Below are 18,778 nucleotides of genomic sequence, written 5' to 3'. Positions count from 1 at the left end.
ATGGAAATAAGCGGCCAAACTGTACTCATAACAGGTGGAGCATCCGGCATCGGACTTGCTCTTGCAGAAGGATTTCTGGAGAGGAGTAACCATGTCATCGTAATCGGACAGAATGAACAGAAACTAGAACAGATGAAACTAAAACACCCTACTGTGACAACGTATACTTGCAATCTTCGGATCGAAGCGCAGATCGATAAGCTAGTCGAAGCTATAATGATTCATCATCCAACGTTAAATGTGCTCATCAATAACGCTGGCATTCAGCACAATTACTCTTTTCTAGACCATATTGACCCTAAGTGCATTGAAGATGAAATTTATATTAATCTAACTGCTCCTATTATTCTAACCTCCAAACTTATGCCATTGTTATCTCGCCAATCCCAAGCTGCCATCATTAACGTTTCTTCTGGTCTTGGCCTTGTTCCGAAAAAATCAGCACCTGTCTATTGCGGGACTAAAGCTGGTCTACACATCTTCACGAAATCACTTCGCGATCAATTAGCAACGACGCAAATTCGTGTATTCGAAATCATTCCACCAGTTGTCGATACAAATATGACTAGAGGCAGAGGGCGCGATAAAATTTCGCCCAAGCAGCTTGCCGATCAATTTTTCCCTTATTTCCGCCGGAATCAGCTTGAAGTTCCGATAGGAAAAGTTAAACTACTCAAAATTATAAACCGTATCTTCCCATCACTAGCTGAAGCTATCTTACGAAATGCTTGAATGACACTCACAATGTAATGATTGGTAGTGACAATTAAAAGGACAGCCACTCTGGGCTGTCCTTTTCCTTACACCTTATTTGCGTTTATGAAAGCCCTTACCATAATAGAAAGCGATAAGGATAACAAACCAGATTGGGCCAACAATTAACGAAACCCGCGTGTCTGGGAAGTACGCCATCAAAGCAATGACGAGCAACAGGAATGCTAGCGTAACATACGAACTATAAGGTGCCCACGGCATCTTATATGTTAACTGTGCTCTTTCTTCAGAAGTCATTCGTTTACGTGATCTTAATTGAGCGATTAGAATAATTGCCCACGTCCATACTGCTCCGAACGTTGCAATGCTTGTTACCCATGTAAATACTTTATCTGGTACCAAATAGTTAAGCGCAACTCCGATTAAAAGCGCTGCTCCTGACGCCAATGTAGCAAGACCTGGTACACCCCTTTTCGTCACTTTGTTGAAACGAGCCGGTGCTTCCCCATGTTGTCCAAGATTGAACAACATGCGTGCAGTACTGAAAATACCGCTGTTACAGGATGAAAGAGCTGCTGTAATAACGACGAAGTTAATAATTCCAGCCGCATATGGAATACCCATTTTCTCAAATGTCATAACAAACGGGCTACCCGCACTGCCAATTTCATTCCATGGATAGATCGACATAATGACGAACAACGCCCCAACGTAGAAGATAAGAATACGCCAGAATACGGTGTTTATCGACCGTGCAATTGATTTCTCAGGATTTTTTACTTCCCCAGCAGTTATACCGATCATCTCAACACCAAGATACGCGAACATAACCATCTGCAATGACATCAGTACTCCGCTAAATCCATTAGGGAAAAATCCGCCATGACTCCATAAATTACTTATACCTAGCGCCACTCCCCCATTTCCTAAACCGAAAATAATCATTGCTGCTCCCATACCAATCATCAATACAATCGTTACAATTTTAATGAATGCGAACCAAAATTCAAGTTCACCGTACGCTTTAACTGCAATCAAATTGACAGCTGTCATGATAAGTAATGCAGCTAATGCCCAAATCCATCGAGGCGTATCAGGAAACCACAATTCCATATAGATACCAACTGCGGTAACCTCCGCCATACAAGTCACGATCCAAAGAAACCAATAATTCCATCCCGTTAAATAACCGAAGACCGGGCTTATATATTCCCTCGCATAGCTGCTAAATGAGCCTGCTATCGGGTTTTTGATTGCCATTTCTCCAAGCGCTCTCATAATAAAGAACATTGCAAGTCCGCCGAGCGCATACGCAATTAGTATCGCTGGGCCTGCTAATCGAATAGCTGTTGCGGAACCTAGAAATAAACCAACTCCTATGGCGGCACCGAGAGACATTAGTGTAATGTGTCTTTGTTCGAGACCGCGATGTAGCTGTCCTGCCTCTTGTTTCTTCATGATTAGTCCCCCTGCATCCATATTTTTTACTTGAAAGCGCTATCAAAATACCGTTAAAATAGTGTATTTTAATGAAGAAGGCATTTATATTAGCGCATAAACTTCCGATCGCAGTATAACCTAATCAAACAATCGGATAACTTATGACGTCATAGTATCACAATCTTCTCTCCCTTTTTTTGTTCAAACGTTTGAAAAAAAAGCGATTCTTTTGTGATAATAGACAAATAAGATGGATTGGTGAAGGAGTATTTCATAATGATTACCACAAAAGATCCGTTTGACCGCAGCTTCGAAAGTTTAGAAGCGCTAGCAGATATGATAAGCGACGTGTTGCATAATCCTGTTACGATTGAAGACGACAATCATCGTCTTATCGCCTATAGTTCTCATGATTCGCAAACTGATGCTGCCCGGGTAGCAACTATTATTGGTCGCCGTGTACCCGAGAAAGTAATCAGTACATTATGGCGTGATGGAATTATGCAGCGTATTCATGAGAGCGAGGAACCTATTTCAATTGCTGCTGTACAATCTATTGGTTTAGGGAATCGACTAGCCATTGCTATAAGAAAACAACATACTATACTCGGATATATATGGGTGCTTGAAGCGGATAAACCATTCGACGAGGATTCATCAGACAACCTAAAGAAAGCGGCACACGCAGCTACGACGAAGTTGCTTCAGCTGCAAGTGAAGAAACGCAAGGAAGAAAAGGGGCACGAAGATTTTTTCTGGCAATTGCTCACTGGGCATTTATCAACAAGAGCTGGAATTATGGAGAAGGCTGCTCTATTAGGCATTGATTTGCCCCAGCGGTACCAAATTATTGTATTAGAGTTCGATATCGATATTAATGAAAAAGGGCAGCAAATCGAATATATGTTAACGACTACACAACGTATTAGAGTTCTCTTCCATACGATTCATCACAATCAACTCATTCTCTTGTATGGTCTGGGGCGAAAACATGGGCAAGTAGATGAGCATGCGATCTTTTTTGAGTATGTATTTGAACAAATGCAGCTTCGTTTCGGGTTTTCACCTGTAGATGGCGGGAGCGGCTCCTTTTACGATGATTATGTCATGGTTGAAAGAAGTTACCGAGAAGCTTTAATGGCGATTCATATTAGGCAAAGATTCTCTACTGAAGTAGGAAATATCTATCACTACCCCGATCTTGGTTATTATCGTTTGCTCCCCGCTATGCTCGCAGAGAGCAGCGCTCACCATGTCGAGAATCAGTGTTTGACGCGGTTAAAACAATACGATGAAGAGCATAACAGCGATTTACTACATACATTAGAAGTTTTCCTATCGTTTGACAGCAATGTGAAGGAAGCAGCTAAGGAGCTGCATGTTCATTTTAATACACTGAGCTATCGATTAAAGCGGATTTCGGAAATTGGCGGTATTGATCTTGGAAGTATGGATCAGAAAGTAACGACTTATTTAGATTTAAAACTAAGTAAATTAACTGGAACTTCAACAGCTTTTGTAGATCCGCACAATCAATCGAGATAATTTTGTTAATTTTAAACAAAGCAATAAAGCGTTTTCACCTTTATACTTGGCACATAGTCCAAGCAAATAGGGGGAAATGACATGATCATCGGTATTCCTAAAGAAATCAAAAACAATGAAAATCGTATCGCTATTACGCCAGCAGGTGTCGTTTCATTTATTAAAGCAGGTCACACTGTTTATATTGAACGTCATGCGGGTGTTGGCAGCGGATTTACAAATGATGACTACGAGGGTGCTGGAGCTGTTCTATTAGATGAAGCTAGTGATGTATGGGCGAAGTCAGATATGATCATGAAAGTAAAAGAACCGTTGCCTTCTGAATATAACTATTTTAGGAAAGATCTCATATTGTTTACCTACTTGCATCTTGCGGCTGAACCAGAGCTTGCAAAAGCTCTTACAGAATCAGGTGTAACCGCAATTGCTTACGAAACGGTTGAAGTAAACCGTACATTGCCTTTACTAACACCAATGAGTGAAGTTGCCGGAAGAATGTCCTCACAAATCGGTGCTCAGTTTCTAGAGAAAAACCACGGAGGCAGAGGAATTCTATTAGGCGGTGTCCCTGGCGTTAAACGCGGTAAAGTTACCATCATTGGCGGTGGAGTAGTTGGTACAAATGCTGCTAAGATCGCAATAGGACTTGGCGCCGAAGTAACACTTATCGATCTCAGCGGAGATCGTCTTCGTCAATTAGAAGATATATTCGGATCGCAAATCAGTACACTCATTTCGAATCCATTAAATATCGCAGAAGCCGTTGCTGAATCCGATCTAGTCATTGGCGCTGTGCTTATACCAGGTGCGAAAGCTCCTAAACTCGTAACTGAAGCTATGATCAAAACGATGAAACCAGGATCTGTTGTCGTAGACGTCGCTATTGACCAAGGCGGTATTTTCGAAACCGTTGATCACATTACGACTCATGACAATCCTACCTATGTAAAGCATGGTGTCGTTCACTATGCGGTTGCAAACATGCCTGGTGCAGTACCGAGAACATCTACTATCGCCTTAACAAACGCGACTTTGCCTTATGCTCTGCAACTAGCAAATAAAGGTGTATTGAAGGCAACTCAAGACAATCATTCCTTGAAACTCGGCGTTAACACAGCTTCGGGAGCTGTAACTTATGAAGCCGTTGCTAAAGATCTAGGCTACACCTTCGTTCCTGTTGAGAAAGCCTTGAACCAACCCGCTCTAATTAATTAATCGGCGCAACCTATGATGAACACGAGCTTTCGAGACACTTGGGCGGAGGTTTCACTTAACGCAATTGGGCATAATACCGCACTATTCAAAGCTCGTCTGTCCAGCGAATGCAAACTTATGGCTGTCGTAAAAGCTGACGGTTATGGGCATGGTGCAGCCCAAATAGCTAGGGCTGCACTAGGTGCTGGAGCTGATTATTTGAGCGTAGCATTTCTAGATGAGGCAATTCATTTGCGAGAGGCGGGTATCCGTGCTCCGATTCTTATACTCGGGTACACGCCGCCACGCTCCGTTGAGATGGCAATTCGCAATGACATTACGTTGACTGTATATACAAACGATGTGTTAGAGGAAATAATAACGTGCACTAAACGTTTGGAGCATACTGCCCGTATCCATATCAAAGTTGATACGGGTATGTCTCGCTTAGGGGTTCAAACCATCGAAGAAGCACTAGCTCTTGCTACAATTGCACTTGCTTCCGAGCATATCATTCTCGAAGGCTTATTTACGCATTTGGCAGATGCTGATAATGAAGATGACTTCTATATTACTGAACAGTTCAATACCTTTATGAATTATATTTATACCTTTAAGGAACAAGGCATCACGATTCCGCTTAAACATTGCTGTAATAGTGCAGCAGCTATACGTTCTCCACATATGCATCTGGATATGGTAAGGATCGGTATCGCATTGTATGGCTTGTTTCCTGCGAAGTGGATGAACGATGGACGTTTTCCTCTCAGGCAAGCAATGAGTCTTAAAACCCGCATTGCAGCTGTAAGAGTTATTTCTAGTAAGCAGCCTGTCAGTTATGGCTGTACCTTTATACCGAATAAAGAGAGTGTCATTGCTACCATTCCTATTGGGTATGCAGACGGTTTATCACGTCAACTATCGAACAAAGGTTATGCTTTGTTGCAAGGTGAGCGAGTTCCTATTGCTGGGCGAGTCTGCATGGATCAAACGATGCTTGATGTCACTGCTCTTCGTAAGATCGAGGCTGGGGATGTTGTTACGATGTTTGGCTGGGCAGATGAACATTTTCTCTCTATCGATGAAATAGCCGCTTTAATGGGCACCCTCAACTATGAAGTTGTTTGCTTAATTGGAAAACGTGTACCACGAGTTTATCGTTAACAGAAATAAGGGGGCTGTTCTACAAGTGAATTCGCTCACTTGTGGAACAACCCCTTTTAACAATTATAAAGCTCTAAATGGTTTTCATGTTCCTGCAAATGACTGAGAGACAATGAATATGGCTGAAGCTTATTTAGATTCAATGCGATTAGTTGTATAATTCCACTTATTTTCCGACATTTTTTAGTATTCGTCGAGATTAAGTGTATAAATGTACTTATTTCCTATCATTATCGATTTTCAGTCGAGATTAAGTGTAAAACTCCACTTATTACTAAAACGTTAGCAAAATAGCCTCCAGAACCACTATTAAGTGGCTCTGGAGGCTTCGACTTCCATGTAAAGTCCCTTAACGTTGACTTACAACCGGAACTTATTGACCATCCCTTGTAGCTCTTCAGCCATTGAAGCAAGTACCCCTGCTGCTGCCGTAATCTCTTGCATGGCCGCCATTTGTTGTTCACTTGCACCAGATATACTTTCAGCACTAGCAGCTGTTTCCACGGAAGCTTCTTTAATCTGTAAGGAATTGTTTTGTAATTGCTCTGTACTCACAGACATCTGCTGTGATGCAGCCGATACTTCTTGGATTTGACTCGTTACATCTTGGATTGAATATTTAATCTTATCGAAGGATATTTCTGCGAATTGTACAACATCCATCCCCGTCGCAACTTCCTTTGCTCCAAGCTCTATCGAGCTTACAGCTTGGCTTGTCTCGCCTTGAATCGTTGCAATTAATGCTGTAATTTTGGCTGCAGATCCAGCCGATTGTTCCGCGAGCTTACGTACTTCAGCTGCCACGACAGCGAATCCGCGACCATTCTCTCCCGCCCTCGCAGCTTCAATAGCCGCATTCAGTGAAAGCAAATTCGTTTGTGAAGCAATCGTCGTAATATCTTCAACAATGCCACTAATTTGCTGCGAGCTAGTTCCCAAATCCGTAATCACACTAGACACTTGCGATATCGTTTGGTGAATTTTGTTCATCTGCATAACTGCTGTTCCTAAAGCTTCACTACCTTGTTCAGCAAGCTCTGATGACACCGTTGCAGCAGTTGCAACTTGTTGTGAGTTATTCGATATTTGTTGTACAGCAATAGAGAAGTCACCGATTGCCTGCTCACTCTCCATAATGTTTTTCACTTGTAATTCTGTACTGCTTGCTACATCTTGAACTGAACTCGCAACATGGTCAGCAGCTTGGCTAGTTTGTAATGAACTTGCTGACAACTCCTCAGATGATGAAGCCAGATGTTCTACCATCTGACGAATGCCAATGACCAATTCAGCAAGAGAATCTACCATCTGATTAAATCTAACGCCTAACTGACCGATCTCATCATTCGAATGGATGTTAATACGTTCCGTCAAATCACCCTTACTAATTTTCTCTACTGCGTTCATCAAACTGCGAAGTGGTTTCATAATGGATATAATAATTAGAACGATAAGCACGCCGCCCACAAGCAAAGATATCGTTACTACAAGCAACGTCGTTTGAAAAATCGGTTGCACTTCCTGATCGATTTCTTCATACATCATCGTACCTGCGAGCTTCCAGCTTGTTAGCTCATTTGTTTCATACATCGTATGTTTTATCGCACTATTCTCTATATAATCGTAGGCTCCGCTTTCCTTTTCATAAAGTGAATCATACTGGCTACCCTTAGCTTCCGCACCATTTTTTAATGTCGGGTGAGTAATCATTTTACCCCTTTTATCTACGATAAAAACGAACCCTTGATCACCAACTTTAAACCGCTCGGCTATTGAACGTAACTTATCTAAATCTAAATCTATTCCGATTACACCTGTTCCATCCGCTAAACGTTTGGACATCGTAACAACCATTTTCCCAGTGACAGCGTCTATATAAGGATCCGAAATAAAAAATGACTCCTTCTTACTCATAGCACCTTTATACCATCCCCGTTTTCTAGGGTCATAGTCGTCCGCCATTGATTTGTTTGCTGACATAAGGAATGAGCCTTTTTCTGTACCCACATAAGCTAGCGACACATCGTTACTCATCTCATGATAGCTTTTGAGCTGCTTATCTATCGGCACCCCTCCACTCATACCATCTTCCCCAGCTTGTATTGTATTTGCGAAATAGGTGAGTTGATGAATTTTGGGAGCCATTAGCAGATCGATTGTGTTGTTTAAAAAAGTAATCGTATCTTCCGCATTAACAAGAATTTCTTTTGTCATCTTTTGCTTCGCATTTTGATACGAAGTGATTCCTATCGTTAAACTTGGAACCAAAAGTAAGAGGACAAACGAACCAATCAATTTCATCTTTAACGTTATGTTGAACCGTTCCTTCATAACTTGTATTACCCCTCTATATTGTCGATTGCCGCATTGGTGCCGATCCCATTTTTTCGAATGGCTTTCAAGGCAGTATAAGATCGATTATAGAAATAACAAATTAAAAAAGTTATCGATTAATCGTTAAAATAATGTGAGTTTTCTGATAAAAACCAAACAAAAAACTTCTATCTCCACATTACCTGCGGAAGTAAAAGTTCTTTGGACCGATTATGACATGTACACTCTATTATTTCGTAACAAACTTATAGCCAATTCCCCAAACCGTTTTTATATGCTTCGGCTCCTTCGGCTTTTCCTCAATTTTTTTCCTAAGATTCGCAATATGAACATCTATCGCCCTCTCTGTCACAAAGGAATCAATGCCTCTCAGCTCATTTAGCAAATCTTCTCTGCTGTACACTCTCTCTACATTGGTTATAAACAGTCGCATAATTTCAAATTCAGAAAATGTTGCCTCTACATAGGCATTGTTTACGCGAATGACCCTCTTCTCCAAATCTAATTGAATCGTATTTCCTGAAATCGACAAGACCTTCTCAGGTTGTATCCTCACCTCTATCTTGGGCTGGTAAAATTCAGTTCGCCTAATCATTGCTCCAATCTTCGCTGTCACTTCTCTCATACTAAATGGTTTACATACATAATCGTCCGCCCCAGCATGTAAAGCGCCCATCCGCTCCATAACACCCGTCCTCATTGATATGACAAGGATTGGTGCAATAGTGAACATGCGTAGTTCTTTACATAATTGAATACCCGTCGTATCTGGAAGGACCATGTCCAAAATAATAACGTGGGGAGAAAACTGCTGCGCCAGCTCCAGACCAGCCCATCCCTCTTCAGCTCGCACGACATTAAATCCTTCTTCACTCAAATACATCGCTAACATCTCGCCCATAATCTGATCATCTTCTATTATTAATACTCTATACACCAGATCCTCAAGCCCCCTGATCTTTCCTAACACTTTCACCGTTATTTTCTCGTAAATCATGGACTGTTCATAATAAAACATAACGTAGTAGCCCCTAAGAAACTCCCGTACCTTTCCACCTTCGGATAAGTATTAACACATCCTCTATTTGTTGTTCCAAATTGCTCACACTATGCTGATATTCTATTGCATCTGGAGCAAGATGAATAATAAACTCCAACTTTCTCGTCGCGATAAGCAGACGTTCAGCAGATAGATTACCTGCAACCCCGCTTAACGTATGTAAAATTCTTGCAGCTAGATCATAGTCATAATCCTTTAGAGCCTCGTCTAGCTGCCCACAGAAATTAGCGTATTCTCTCTCAAATGAAACAAGTATATACTCATAAATGTTACGTTTTCCAGCGAGCCTATCCAACGCACTATTAATGTCCAAATAGGGTACTGAAATATATTGTTCCAGCATATCCATAACTTCATTTATATCTATAGGTTTGGTCATTACACCATTCATTCCGCAACGATAACAATGGTCATGCTCTTCCGCAATAATACTTGCAGTCATCGCTAGAATGGGTACCTTATCGAACTGCTTATACTGCCTGATACGACGTGTCGCTTCACATCCATCCATCTCTGGCATATGAACATCCATCAATATAAGATCCCACCGGTCAGCATGTAATCTTTCCAGCACTTCCAGACCATTTCTCGCGACAGTGACAGAGTAGCCTAATCCGAGTAACAATTCCATCGCTACTTGCTGGTTAATCTCATTATCCTCTGCAAGAAGTATTTTGCCTTTAGCACCGCTAATGATAAACTCTTCCTTATGTGATGTTTCGGGAGTTACAAGATGCTTGATTTCACCTTGTTCTAGTGCAGACTGAACAACTTTAAATAAATTAATTCGATTCATAGGTTTCGTAAGTACAGCGTACGGCTGGTCATCCGCCTCAATGGTCGCTAATTCATCCCTTCCATACTCCGTTGTCAACGCTATCGTTACACCATCATTTCCAGCGAGCGATTGTAACCTTCCAAGCGCTTCAGCGCCGTACATATCCTCTGCTTCCATATCTACAATAATGAGCCTATACTTGCTCCATCCTGTTAGTGATTGCTGTTCCAAATGATAAAACAACTCACCCCAAGTAGATACACTGGTAGGAGCTAACTTAAATGATCGCAGTACATTCACCACATTATTTCGCATCCTCGTGTGATCCTCTACTACTAAAACAGGAAGATTCTCATACTCTTTAGGCAATTTAAAGGTAAGACTATTTTTCTTATCACACATTTCAAAAGAAAGCTCAAACGAAAACGTACTCCCTTTTCCAGGCTCGCTGCATAACTCCAGTTTCCCGCCCATCATCTCTATCAAATTTTGAGAAATAACAAGGCCTAAACCAGTCCCGCCAAACCTCCTGCTCGTTGAACCATCCCCTTGCGTAAATGGCACGAACAAATGATCAATTTGCTCAGCCGACATACCAATTCCGGTATCTTCAACTTCAAATCGAACCCTCATCTCATTCTGATTCTTGCTCATAAATGTGATAGTAAGTGCGACATATCCACGTTCTGTAAACTTAATGGCGTTGCTGCATAAATTCAAAAGAATTTGTTCAAGACGATGAGGATCACCTAAAAGCTCAACGTTAATTTCGGGCGAAGTTTCCAAAATAATTTCGATTTGATTGCCTCCAAGATAAACGCCTAACATATCTGATACTCGTCGTACGACCTCATCTAAATAGAAGCTAACATGTTCGATCTCCAATTTACCCGCTTCAATCTTCGAAAAATCGAGCACCTCATTAATTAAACGTAATAATACGTTTGATGATGAAATGATTTTCTCTTGAAAATCTTGTTGCCTACCGCTAAGTTTTGTCTTCTGCATTAATTGTGATAACCCGATAATACCGTTTAATGGCGTCCGAATCTCATGACTCATCCTTGCCAGAAATAGCGTCTTCGCTTTACTCGCTTCTTCCGCTTCTTCCTTTGCTTGCCTCAATGCCCGTTGTATACGTTCCTGCTCTTTCAGCAAATACTGCAACAGTAAATAAAGCAAACTTACAAGAACACATATAGCGGATACATAGATTACAATTGATATTCTTTCAATCCATGTTAATTGTTCTAATGCTTCCTCAGCAGGAGAGACAGCCGCAACCGACCATCCTGAATAAGGAATCGGAGCATAGCCTACATATTCCTTACGATCGTTTGTCGTAACAACTTGAAGCCCTCTTTCACCAGCAACCATTCGTTTACCTATTTGACCCATTTCACCAACTTGATCTTTTAAGTTTTGCGCAGCCACCATCTCTTTACGATAGTCATACATAATCGTTCCCGCTGCAGAAAGTAAGATAGGATAACCCATTTGGCCGATTTCATAAGATTCCATAATGTGCGGAATATTTTCTAATGATATATCGATTGCCGCAAAACCTAGTACAACACCATTTTCCTCTATTTTGAGCGTGCCGCTAATAACCATTTCTCCTGTGAAATAATCTATATATGGCTCAGTAAATAGTACCTCATCCGCTTGTATTGCATCCTTATACCACGGACGCTCCTTAAAGATAAAATCAGATTGCGTAAAAACTTTCCCGTTTCCTACAATAAAATTGCCCGTACTGCTCCCAATCCAGACTAGACCGAGTTCTTCATCCAACGCTTTAATCGCGTCCAATGCCTTCGCTACATCATCGAAATCAGGATTCGTACTAGCCTCTGCTCTTGAGGTAGTCGTCTTTAAGTAACGAAGAATCGCTTGGTTTGTACTAATCTCCTGAATGAGAAGCCCCTTCTGTTTAAAAAACACTTCCATCTGGCTTGCCAACATTTCACTTTGTAACATTAGCTTACTCTCTATTTCATTTTTGATAATTTTATTCGTTTGGGATAATACCGTATACCCTGTTAGAAGAAATGTGATAACAATCGTAATCAACATTAAAGACACGATCCGTTTGGAACTTTTTTTGAACTTTTTCATTCTTTTTCTTTCCCCTCTAGTCTTCACCACAATGCCTATGACAAGCTACATTTAAACTGTCTCATAATCATCGGTCAAAACGATCAAAAGGTGAAGCAATTTGAATAAGAAATTACTGTCACTCAAATCGCCCCGAAGCCTTACCCCATCACGCTTTAGTACGCGAAATTGCATAAAAAAACAGCTCCCTGAGTAATTACTCAGCAAGCTGCTTTTTTAAGTGCATTTAGCGCTATTAAACTGCTTTAATTTCAAGCAATTCGTATTGTATGATTCCAATCGGAGCAGTCACATTAATTTTGCTTCCGACCTTTTTGCCGATTAGCTCTTTTCCTAGAGGACTCTCGTACGAAATTTTAAAGTCCGCTGCATCTGCTTCTGCTGGACCAACGATACGATATTCGATCTTTTCGTTAAATTCGATATCATTTAGAATAACGCTGCAGCCAACTGTTACTTCGTTTACGTTAATGCTTTTTACATCAACTACACGAGCAACTTTAAGCATGCGCTCTAATGACAAAATTCTTGTTTCCATAAACGCTTGATCATCCTTAGCAGAATGATATTCGCTGTTTTCCTTCAAATCGCCGTAGCTTATTGCAACTTTTAGACGTTGTGCAAGCTCCTTACGCTTAACCGTCTTCAATTCCTGCAATTCCTGCTCAATCTTATCCAAACCTTCTTGCGTCAAAATCAATTCCTCTTTAGCCACTATGTCAGCTCCCATTTCTCTATCTTCGTACTATTGTAACCTAAAATCCGCACCTATTTTCCAAACAACATGATGTGACGTAATTTTGTTGATGGACATCATCCGGGCTCCTATTCTTCATCTAAGTATATAGGAAAGCATTCATAATATATATAGTCACCCAGTATGAGGCAAAATGAATAACTCAACGAATCGAGCTATCTGCGCTTCGCTCGCTGACATTCGTCCCGCTATAAGTATTATTCATATGCTCCAAATGTTTGAATCCCCAGCCGCACATATCGCCTAGAACCGAACTTAATGACTTCCCATGTTCAGATAAATAATATTCTACTTTAGGCGGAATCTCTTGATACACTTGGCGAACAACAAGTCCGTCTCTCTCCATCTCGCGAAGTTGGTTCGTTAACATGCCTTGTGTCACATTCGGAAGCATTCGTCTTAACTCCCCGAAACGTTTCGTTCCATAATGCAGCAATATAAACAAAATGAGCGGTTTCCACTTGCCGCCGATTACTTGAAGAGTAGCCAAAATGCCTTCTGTCGTTTTCGGTGCACGATCTCCCTCTAGCATATGATCGCCTCCTGCTCATTATCGATCTTTATTTTAGTCTTACTTTATCAAAGTATCCCTTTTAGTAATAGTACGATGTTAAATCGTACTTAGTATGATTTAACGTACTATCTCAAAAATCCATGTCGCACAAATAGTATGTTTTATAGAACCTAGTATGTAAAAACTGCGTACTTTTCAACAATGATCTTTTCCCTAATAATGAGGGTGTAAATCGCGATTTTACGAATAACCCTTGAAAGGATGATTGGCTTGAACATTTTGGTCATTTCAGCACATCCGAGCTTAGACACATCCCGTGTGAATTCGGCATTTGCCCTAGAGTTGCAAAATAAAGCAACTATCACTTTCCGTGATCTCTACCATGAATACCCCGATTGGAACATTGATGTGACGAGGGAGCAGCAATTATTACTCGCCTATGATCGAATCGTATTTCAGTTTCCTTTTTACTGGTATAGTACCCCTCCCCTTCTCAAGAAATGGTTCGATGATGTCCTTACGTATGGCTGGGCTTTCGGTCCAGGGGGCGACCACTTAAAGGATAAAGAGTTTATTGTTGCTACAACAGTGGGTGGAACAGAAGGTTCTTATCGCTCTGGAGGGAATAATTTATTTACCCTAAGTGAATTGTTACGACCCATTCAAACGACTATCTTCAAGTGCAACGGTACATTCCTGCCTGCATTCGCAACCTATAATGTAACAAATAGCGATGTATCCTATTTTGCAGAGGAAGCTAAAAAGTATGCCGCGCATATCCAAACTTCTGCAAATGATTTCAATCACTAACAATCATCCATCTACCGTAAAATATTGTACCGTCAGGGAGACAATTTCCTGGCGGTTTTCTGTTGGTAATTAACAAAATGGAGTATAATGGAACTTGTAAATAACGATAAAGGTGGGTACACAAATGAAGTTTAATGAATATCCATATGAGCGCCCTGATTTGTCTGCATTTGAACAAAAGTTTAAAGAACAACTAGCCAAATTCACTTCAGCAAGTAGTTTCGAAGAACAAGACATTGCGATGACCGCTATTAATAAGCTCAGAAGTGAATTCGATACGATGCAGCAAATTGTGTACATCCGTCATTCTGTTGATACAAATGATGAGTTTTACAGGGCAGAACAAGACTTTTTTGACGAGAAGGGGCCAGTCGCTCAAGAGTACATTACCGACTATTTCCGTGCACTCGTTAACTCGACGTTCCGCGCTGAGCTAGAGAATAAATGGAGTCGCCAATTGTTCCAACTAGCCGAACTATCGCTCAAAACGTTTAGCCCTGAAATCATTGAAGACCTACAACAAGAAAATAAACTAACGTCTGAATATACGAAATTGATTGCTTCTGCCAAAATCCAATTTGAAGGTGAAGAGCGTACGCTATCGCAGCTTGGACCTTTCCTTCAATCTACAGATCGTGATATGCGTAAACGTGCATCAGAAGCTTCCTCTGGCTTTATGGCAGAAAATGAAGCAACTTTCGACCGCATCTACGATGATTTGGTTAAGACAAGAACAAAAATGGCGAAGAAGCTGGGCTTTAATAACTACGTTGAGTTAGGTTACGCGCGAATGAATCGTACCGACTACAATGCAGAGATGGTAGCAAACTTCCGTAATCAAGTTCTTGAGCATATTGTGCCTGTTGCATCGAAGCTTAAGAAACGTCAACAGAATCGTATCGGCGTAGAGCAATTGTTCCACTATGATGAACAGCTCTCATTCTTAACAGGCAACGCAACACCAAAAGGTGATCCTGATTGGATCGTTGCAAACGGGGCAAAAATGTACGCTGAGCTATCTCCAGAGACGGATGAGTTCTTTACGTTCATGCAAAATAATGGATTGATGGACTTGGTAGCCAAGAAAGGCAAGCAAAGCGGTGGCTATTGTACATACATTAGTGAGCATGGAGCACCATATATTTTCTCCAACTTCAACGGTACTTCGGGCGATATTGATGTGTTGACCCATGAGGCCGGTCATGCTTTCCAAGTGTATGAAAGCCGAGGCTTCAATGTGCCGGAATACAACTGGCCTACGTATGAAGCTTGCGAAATTCATTCGATGAGTATGGAATTTTTCACATGGAAGTGGATGGACTTATTTTTCGAAGAGGATGCTGACAAATATCGCTTTAACCATTTAGCAAGCGGACTTAACTTTATTCCTTATGGTGTAACCGTCGATGAATTCCAACACTTCATCTATGAAAATCCGGATGCCACTCCAGCTGAGCGTAAGCAAGCTTGGCTCGAAATCGAGAAAAAGTATTTACCGCATCGTAATTACGGTGATAATGAATACCTTGCACAAGGCGGCTTCTGGCATAAACAAGGCCACATATTCAACTCGCCATTTTACTATATCGATTACACATTAGCACAAATTTGTGCGTTTCAGTTCTGGAAGAAGATGCACGAAGATCATTCCGCTGCGTGGATTGACTACGTGAAATTATGTCGCCTTGGCGGAAGTCTTTCGTTCACGGAACTTGTTAGCGCTGTTGACTTGATCTCGCCGTTCCAAGACGGCTGCGTAACTTCCGTCATTGGATCAATCGACGGCTGGCTGGACAGCGTCGATGATACCGCTCTATAAATAGTAAGTTAAATAAATCTTATACAAGCGAAATGGATAGGGTGTTCAGATACGATCTGAACGCTCTATCCATTTTTTGATAAGCCTAGTGCTATAACCCAACTTTAATCCAGTCTATACACTTTCCTAGGCTGATTTCGTATTAAAATAACTGCTTGAGGAAGCACGAGCCAAAACCCCGAAACAGGCATCATAATTACACCTATCAGTCCCACAGCAAGTAGAATCCATCCAAATCCGGCAGGGGGAACTATCCCTTTGTGCTTTAGTATCCAATTAACCATGTAACCAGTAACGATGATCATAAAGCCAAATAAAAGTGACCAGAATACAGCATCACGATCCCCTTGACCTGATCCTACCGTATTCCAAAATCCTTCTGCGACAATTATCTGAAGCTGCGTCGCACCGAAGATAAGTACGACAACTGTATGAAGCAACCCCGTCAGCATCAACATAACTCCTACGTGACGCTTAATCCCTATTACCACAGCTATTCCACCTCTCTTAAGGCTTGCTCGGCATGTACATTAGTCCTTGGAAATCGTTATTTTTCGTGCAGTCGTCGTGCTCTCCTTCTCATCTAACGTATCGATGACGCTATCAATGACAGACCTCGAAGCGAGAAGCAGTTCCTTCACCCCATTTCGGAAATGCTGCTCGGTCTGACGCTGCTCCATATGCCCTAACAATCGCTCCACCTGCAACAATCCTTCCACCATACGTTCAATCCCAGTCCCCGTACCTCTCACTGACCACAGTCCCTTCCTCGTAAAATCATTCCCGCTTACCGAAACGGATGATTAGCCGATCCTCTGTAAATTTCGCTCCAACAACCTGCCTACCCATAAGCGGTCTTGGCAATATGACTTTACGTTTGTAGCTGCCTGCATGCACTGTTAATTCGTCACCCGTTTGTGTTAAATCTAGATCGGCTTTGTCGACAAAAGGAATGGCAAGCTCTAACAACAACTCCCCATCTTCCTCCCGAATCGTCTCCGTACGTCCGCGGTATAACATCTCCGCAACATCTTGGTCCCCATATACGATATCTGCTAGTTCCTCAAGTACGGGCAGTCCGATCACTTCCTTTCCCATCATAGGCGCTCTGAGTATCGGAAGCGGCTGGAAGTTCATGACGATCTCTTCCTCGTACTTATTCTGAAGCTGTTTCCAATGGGCGAAGAACCCCTCACCCGCTTCTTCTGGTAATATCCGATTTACAATTATCGCGTCTGTATTAAAGCCAAACAGATTCAAATAGGTAAAGGAACGTTTCGCTTCGGCAAGCACCATTTTCTCAGGATTCAGCACAATCCTCACCGAAGTGATTTCTGGATTCAGTACGATATTCTGCATTTCCTCCAAAGAACGCGCGAACCGTTCAACACTATTCAGCACATCTTCAGATGGAAGCTCCACATTGTTTATAAACTTAGCGACAGGGCGAACGAGTTTGATGAGCCGACGTTCATTCGGAAATATTTTTTCGAGCCACCAGTTTAATACGTTAGGATAACTAAGAAGCCTTAACGTTTCTCCTGTCGGGGCGCAATCAACAATAAGGACATCAAACTTTCCGCTTTGGGCATGTTCCTTAATTTGAAGCAAGCTGAACAGCTCCTCCATCCCCGGGAATACGATCATTTCTTCCGTCGTTATATCTTTTAGATTTGCTTTATCCAGCATAGCTGTCAGCCAACCTTGGACAAATCCCCAATTCTTCTCCGTTTCACGAAGACTGTTCACTTCTTGCCCCATAAGTTCTCGCTAATTTGGATCGGGTCTGCGCCAATGGATATACCCATTGAATCAGCCAAACTATGTGCTGCATCCGTGCTCAGAATAAGTGTCCTTTTCCCTTGTCGTGCCAGCTTTACAGCAGTAGCCGCTGCTATACTCGTTTTGCCGACGCCACCTTTACCTGTGTAGATAATGATCCTCATACGTTTCAGCTCCTTTTTAGTACGATTTCGTAGTAATTATTTAAAAAAAGAAAGCGATTTGACTCGCTTACTCGTCGATCCTAATTTTTATCGGCCCATTGCTAGCTGCAATTTCCTTAATCGGTCCTTCTTCTTGGAATACTTTAGATGCCTTAAGCAGAAGGCTAATAAATTGTTCTAATTCATCAGTTGTAAATGCTGTCTCCAGCTTGCCTAATAGCGAGAGCATAACACGCTCCCATTCTTTCGCAAGCTCCTTACCCTCTTGTGTCAGAGTAACAAGCTTCACACGCTGATCCTGCGGGGATGTTGCCCTTGCGATATAGCCCTTGCGTTCTAGCCGCTTCGCAATGCTAGTCATGGAGCTAAGTGGCGCTCCCATCTCAGCAGCCAAATCCGACATCGTCAGATCACCACGAAATTGCAAAATAAGCAGAGTCGATAAATCAGAACGAGTCACTTTTTGTTCGAGTTGCAATGTATCAGTCAAAAATGCAAACGGGCGCAAGCCGGTCTTGAGGAAGAGATCATATAGTTGCTGCATACCGGAAGCTCCCTTTAGTACGTTTTCGTAGTATTTTGTAT

At 41.7% G+C, this 18,778-nt stretch carries 16 protein-coding genes and 1 pseudogene; 6 read left to right on the top strand and 11 right to left on the bottom strand.

Features of this window, described 5'->3' with window-relative positions:
* Complete coding sequence (locus I6N90_RS17675) at positions 1–732, top strand: SDR family oxidoreductase (RefSeq protein ID WP_197936938.1); 732 nt, start codon at positions 1–3, stop codon at positions 730–732.
* 75 nt (positions 733–807) lie between these two features.
* On the opposite strand, the gene I6N90_RS17670 is transcribed toward I6N90_RS17675, so the two are convergent.
* A complete protein-coding gene (locus tag I6N90_RS17670) occupies positions 808–2,172 on the bottom strand; it encodes an amino acid permease (RefSeq protein WP_197936937.1) in 1,365 nt (454 codons plus the stop codon).
* A gap of 258 nt (positions 2,173–2,430) precedes the next feature.
* Between I6N90_RS17670 and I6N90_RS17665 the strand changes: the two genes are divergently transcribed.
* The 3 genes from I6N90_RS17665 (at position 2,431) to alr (ending at position 6,057) form a co-directional block, all read left to right on the top strand.
* Positions 2,431–3,699, top strand: coding sequence for a PucR family transcriptional regulator (locus I6N90_RS17665; protein ID WP_197936936.1), 1,269 nt, complete (start codon positions 2,431–2,433; stop codon positions 3,697–3,699).
* A gap of 81 nt (positions 3,700–3,780) precedes the next feature.
* Positions 3,781–4,914, top strand: a complete 1,134-nt coding sequence (gene ald, locus I6N90_RS17660) for an alanine dehydrogenase (protein ID WP_197936935.1) — start codon at positions 3,781–3,783, stop codon at positions 4,912–4,914.
* A gap of 12 nt (positions 4,915–4,926) precedes the next feature.
* Entirely contained in the window at positions 4,927–6,057 is a 1,131-nt protein-coding gene (gene alr / locus I6N90_RS17655; protein WP_197936934.1) for an alanine racemase, read from the top strand.
* A 360-nt stretch (positions 6,058–6,417) separates the two neighbouring features.
* Here alr and I6N90_RS17650 read toward each other — a convergent pair whose 3' ends face one another.
* The 6 genes from I6N90_RS17650 to I6N90_RS17630 form a co-directional block, all read right to left on the bottom strand.
* Positions 6,418–8,388, bottom strand: a complete 1,971-nt coding sequence (locus tag I6N90_RS17650; protein ID WP_197936933.1) for a methyl-accepting chemotaxis protein — start codon at positions 8,386–8,388, stop codon at positions 6,418–6,420.
* Between the two features lie 232 nt (positions 8,389–8,620).
* A complete protein-coding gene (locus tag I6N90_RS17645) occupies positions 8,621–9,409 on the bottom strand; it encodes a response regulator transcription factor (RefSeq protein ID WP_269669521.1) in 789 nt (262 codons plus the stop codon).
* Between the two features lie 13 nt (positions 9,410–9,422).
* Positions 9,423–12,347 carry a response regulator gene (locus I6N90_RS17640; protein WP_197936932.1) on the bottom strand — a complete coding sequence of 975 codons (2,925 nt, stop codon included), beginning with the start codon at positions 12,345–12,347 and terminating at the stop codon, positions 9,423–9,425.
* Positions 12,348–12,398: 51 nt separating this feature from the next.
* Positions 12,399–12,521 carry a hypothetical protein gene (locus tag I6N90_RS25130; protein ID WP_269669520.1) on the bottom strand — a complete coding sequence of 41 codons (123 nt, stop codon included), beginning with the start codon at positions 12,519–12,521 and terminating at the stop codon, positions 12,399–12,401.
* Between the two features lie 61 nt (positions 12,522–12,582).
* Positions 12,583–13,077 (bottom strand): transcription elongation factor GreA, encoded by a 495-nt coding sequence (gene greA / locus I6N90_RS17635; RefSeq protein WP_232243084.1) that lies wholly within the window; start codon positions 13,075–13,077, stop codon positions 12,583–12,585.
* A gap of 169 nt (positions 13,078–13,246) precedes the next feature.
* Positions 13,247–13,636, bottom strand: coding sequence for a winged helix-turn-helix transcriptional regulator (locus tag I6N90_RS17630; protein WP_197936931.1), 390 nt, complete (start codon positions 13,634–13,636; stop codon positions 13,247–13,249).
* Positions 13,637–13,888: 252 nt separating this feature from the next.
* Between I6N90_RS17630 and I6N90_RS17625 the strand changes: the two genes are divergently transcribed.
* Together I6N90_RS17625 and I6N90_RS17620 are read left to right on the top strand one after the other, a co-directional pair.
* On the top strand, positions 13,889–14,428 hold the full coding sequence (locus I6N90_RS17625) for an NAD(P)H-dependent oxidoreductase (RefSeq protein WP_197936930.1): 540 nt from the start codon (positions 13,889–13,891) through the stop codon (positions 14,426–14,428).
* Positions 14,429–14,552: 124 nt separating this feature from the next.
* The gene (locus I6N90_RS17620) at positions 14,553–16,247 is read left to right on the top strand and encodes a M3 family oligoendopeptidase (RefSeq protein WP_197936929.1); all 1,695 of its coding nucleotides are present in this window, start codon (positions 14,553–14,555) and stop codon (positions 16,245–16,247) included.
* A 104-nt stretch (positions 16,248–16,351) separates the two neighbouring features.
* Here I6N90_RS17620 and I6N90_RS17615 read toward each other — a convergent pair whose 3' ends face one another.
* The 4 genes and pseudogenes from I6N90_RS17615 to I6N90_RS17600 all read right to left on the bottom strand — a co-directional run bounded on the left by I6N90_RS17615 (position 16,352) and on the right by I6N90_RS17600 (position 18,737).
* Complete coding sequence (locus I6N90_RS17615; RefSeq protein WP_197936928.1) at positions 16,352–16,738, bottom strand: DUF6463 family protein; 387 nt, start codon at positions 16,736–16,738, stop codon at positions 16,352–16,354.
* Positions 16,739–16,777: 39 nt separating this feature from the next.
* Positions 16,778–16,999, bottom strand: a complete 222-nt coding sequence (locus I6N90_RS17610) for a hypothetical protein (RefSeq protein ID WP_232243156.1) — start codon at positions 16,997–16,999, stop codon at positions 16,778–16,780.
* A 25-nt stretch (positions 17,000–17,024) separates the two neighbouring features.
* Positions 17,025–18,193 (bottom strand): annotated as a pseudogene (locus tag I6N90_RS17605) (ArsA family ATPase).
* 67 nt (positions 18,194–18,260) lie between these two features.
* A complete protein-coding gene (locus I6N90_RS17600; RefSeq protein WP_197936927.1) occupies positions 18,261–18,737 on the bottom strand; it encodes a MarR family winged helix-turn-helix transcriptional regulator in 477 nt (158 codons plus the stop codon).
* Positions 18,738–18,778 lie beyond the last annotated feature (41 nt).

This window comes from Paenibacillus sp. GSMTC-2017, from assembly GCF_016019935.1.
Taxonomy (GTDB): Bacteria; Bacillota; Bacilli; order Paenibacillales; family Paenibacillaceae; genus Pristimantibacillus.
This window is presented reverse-complemented; position numbering and strand designations above follow the sequence as displayed.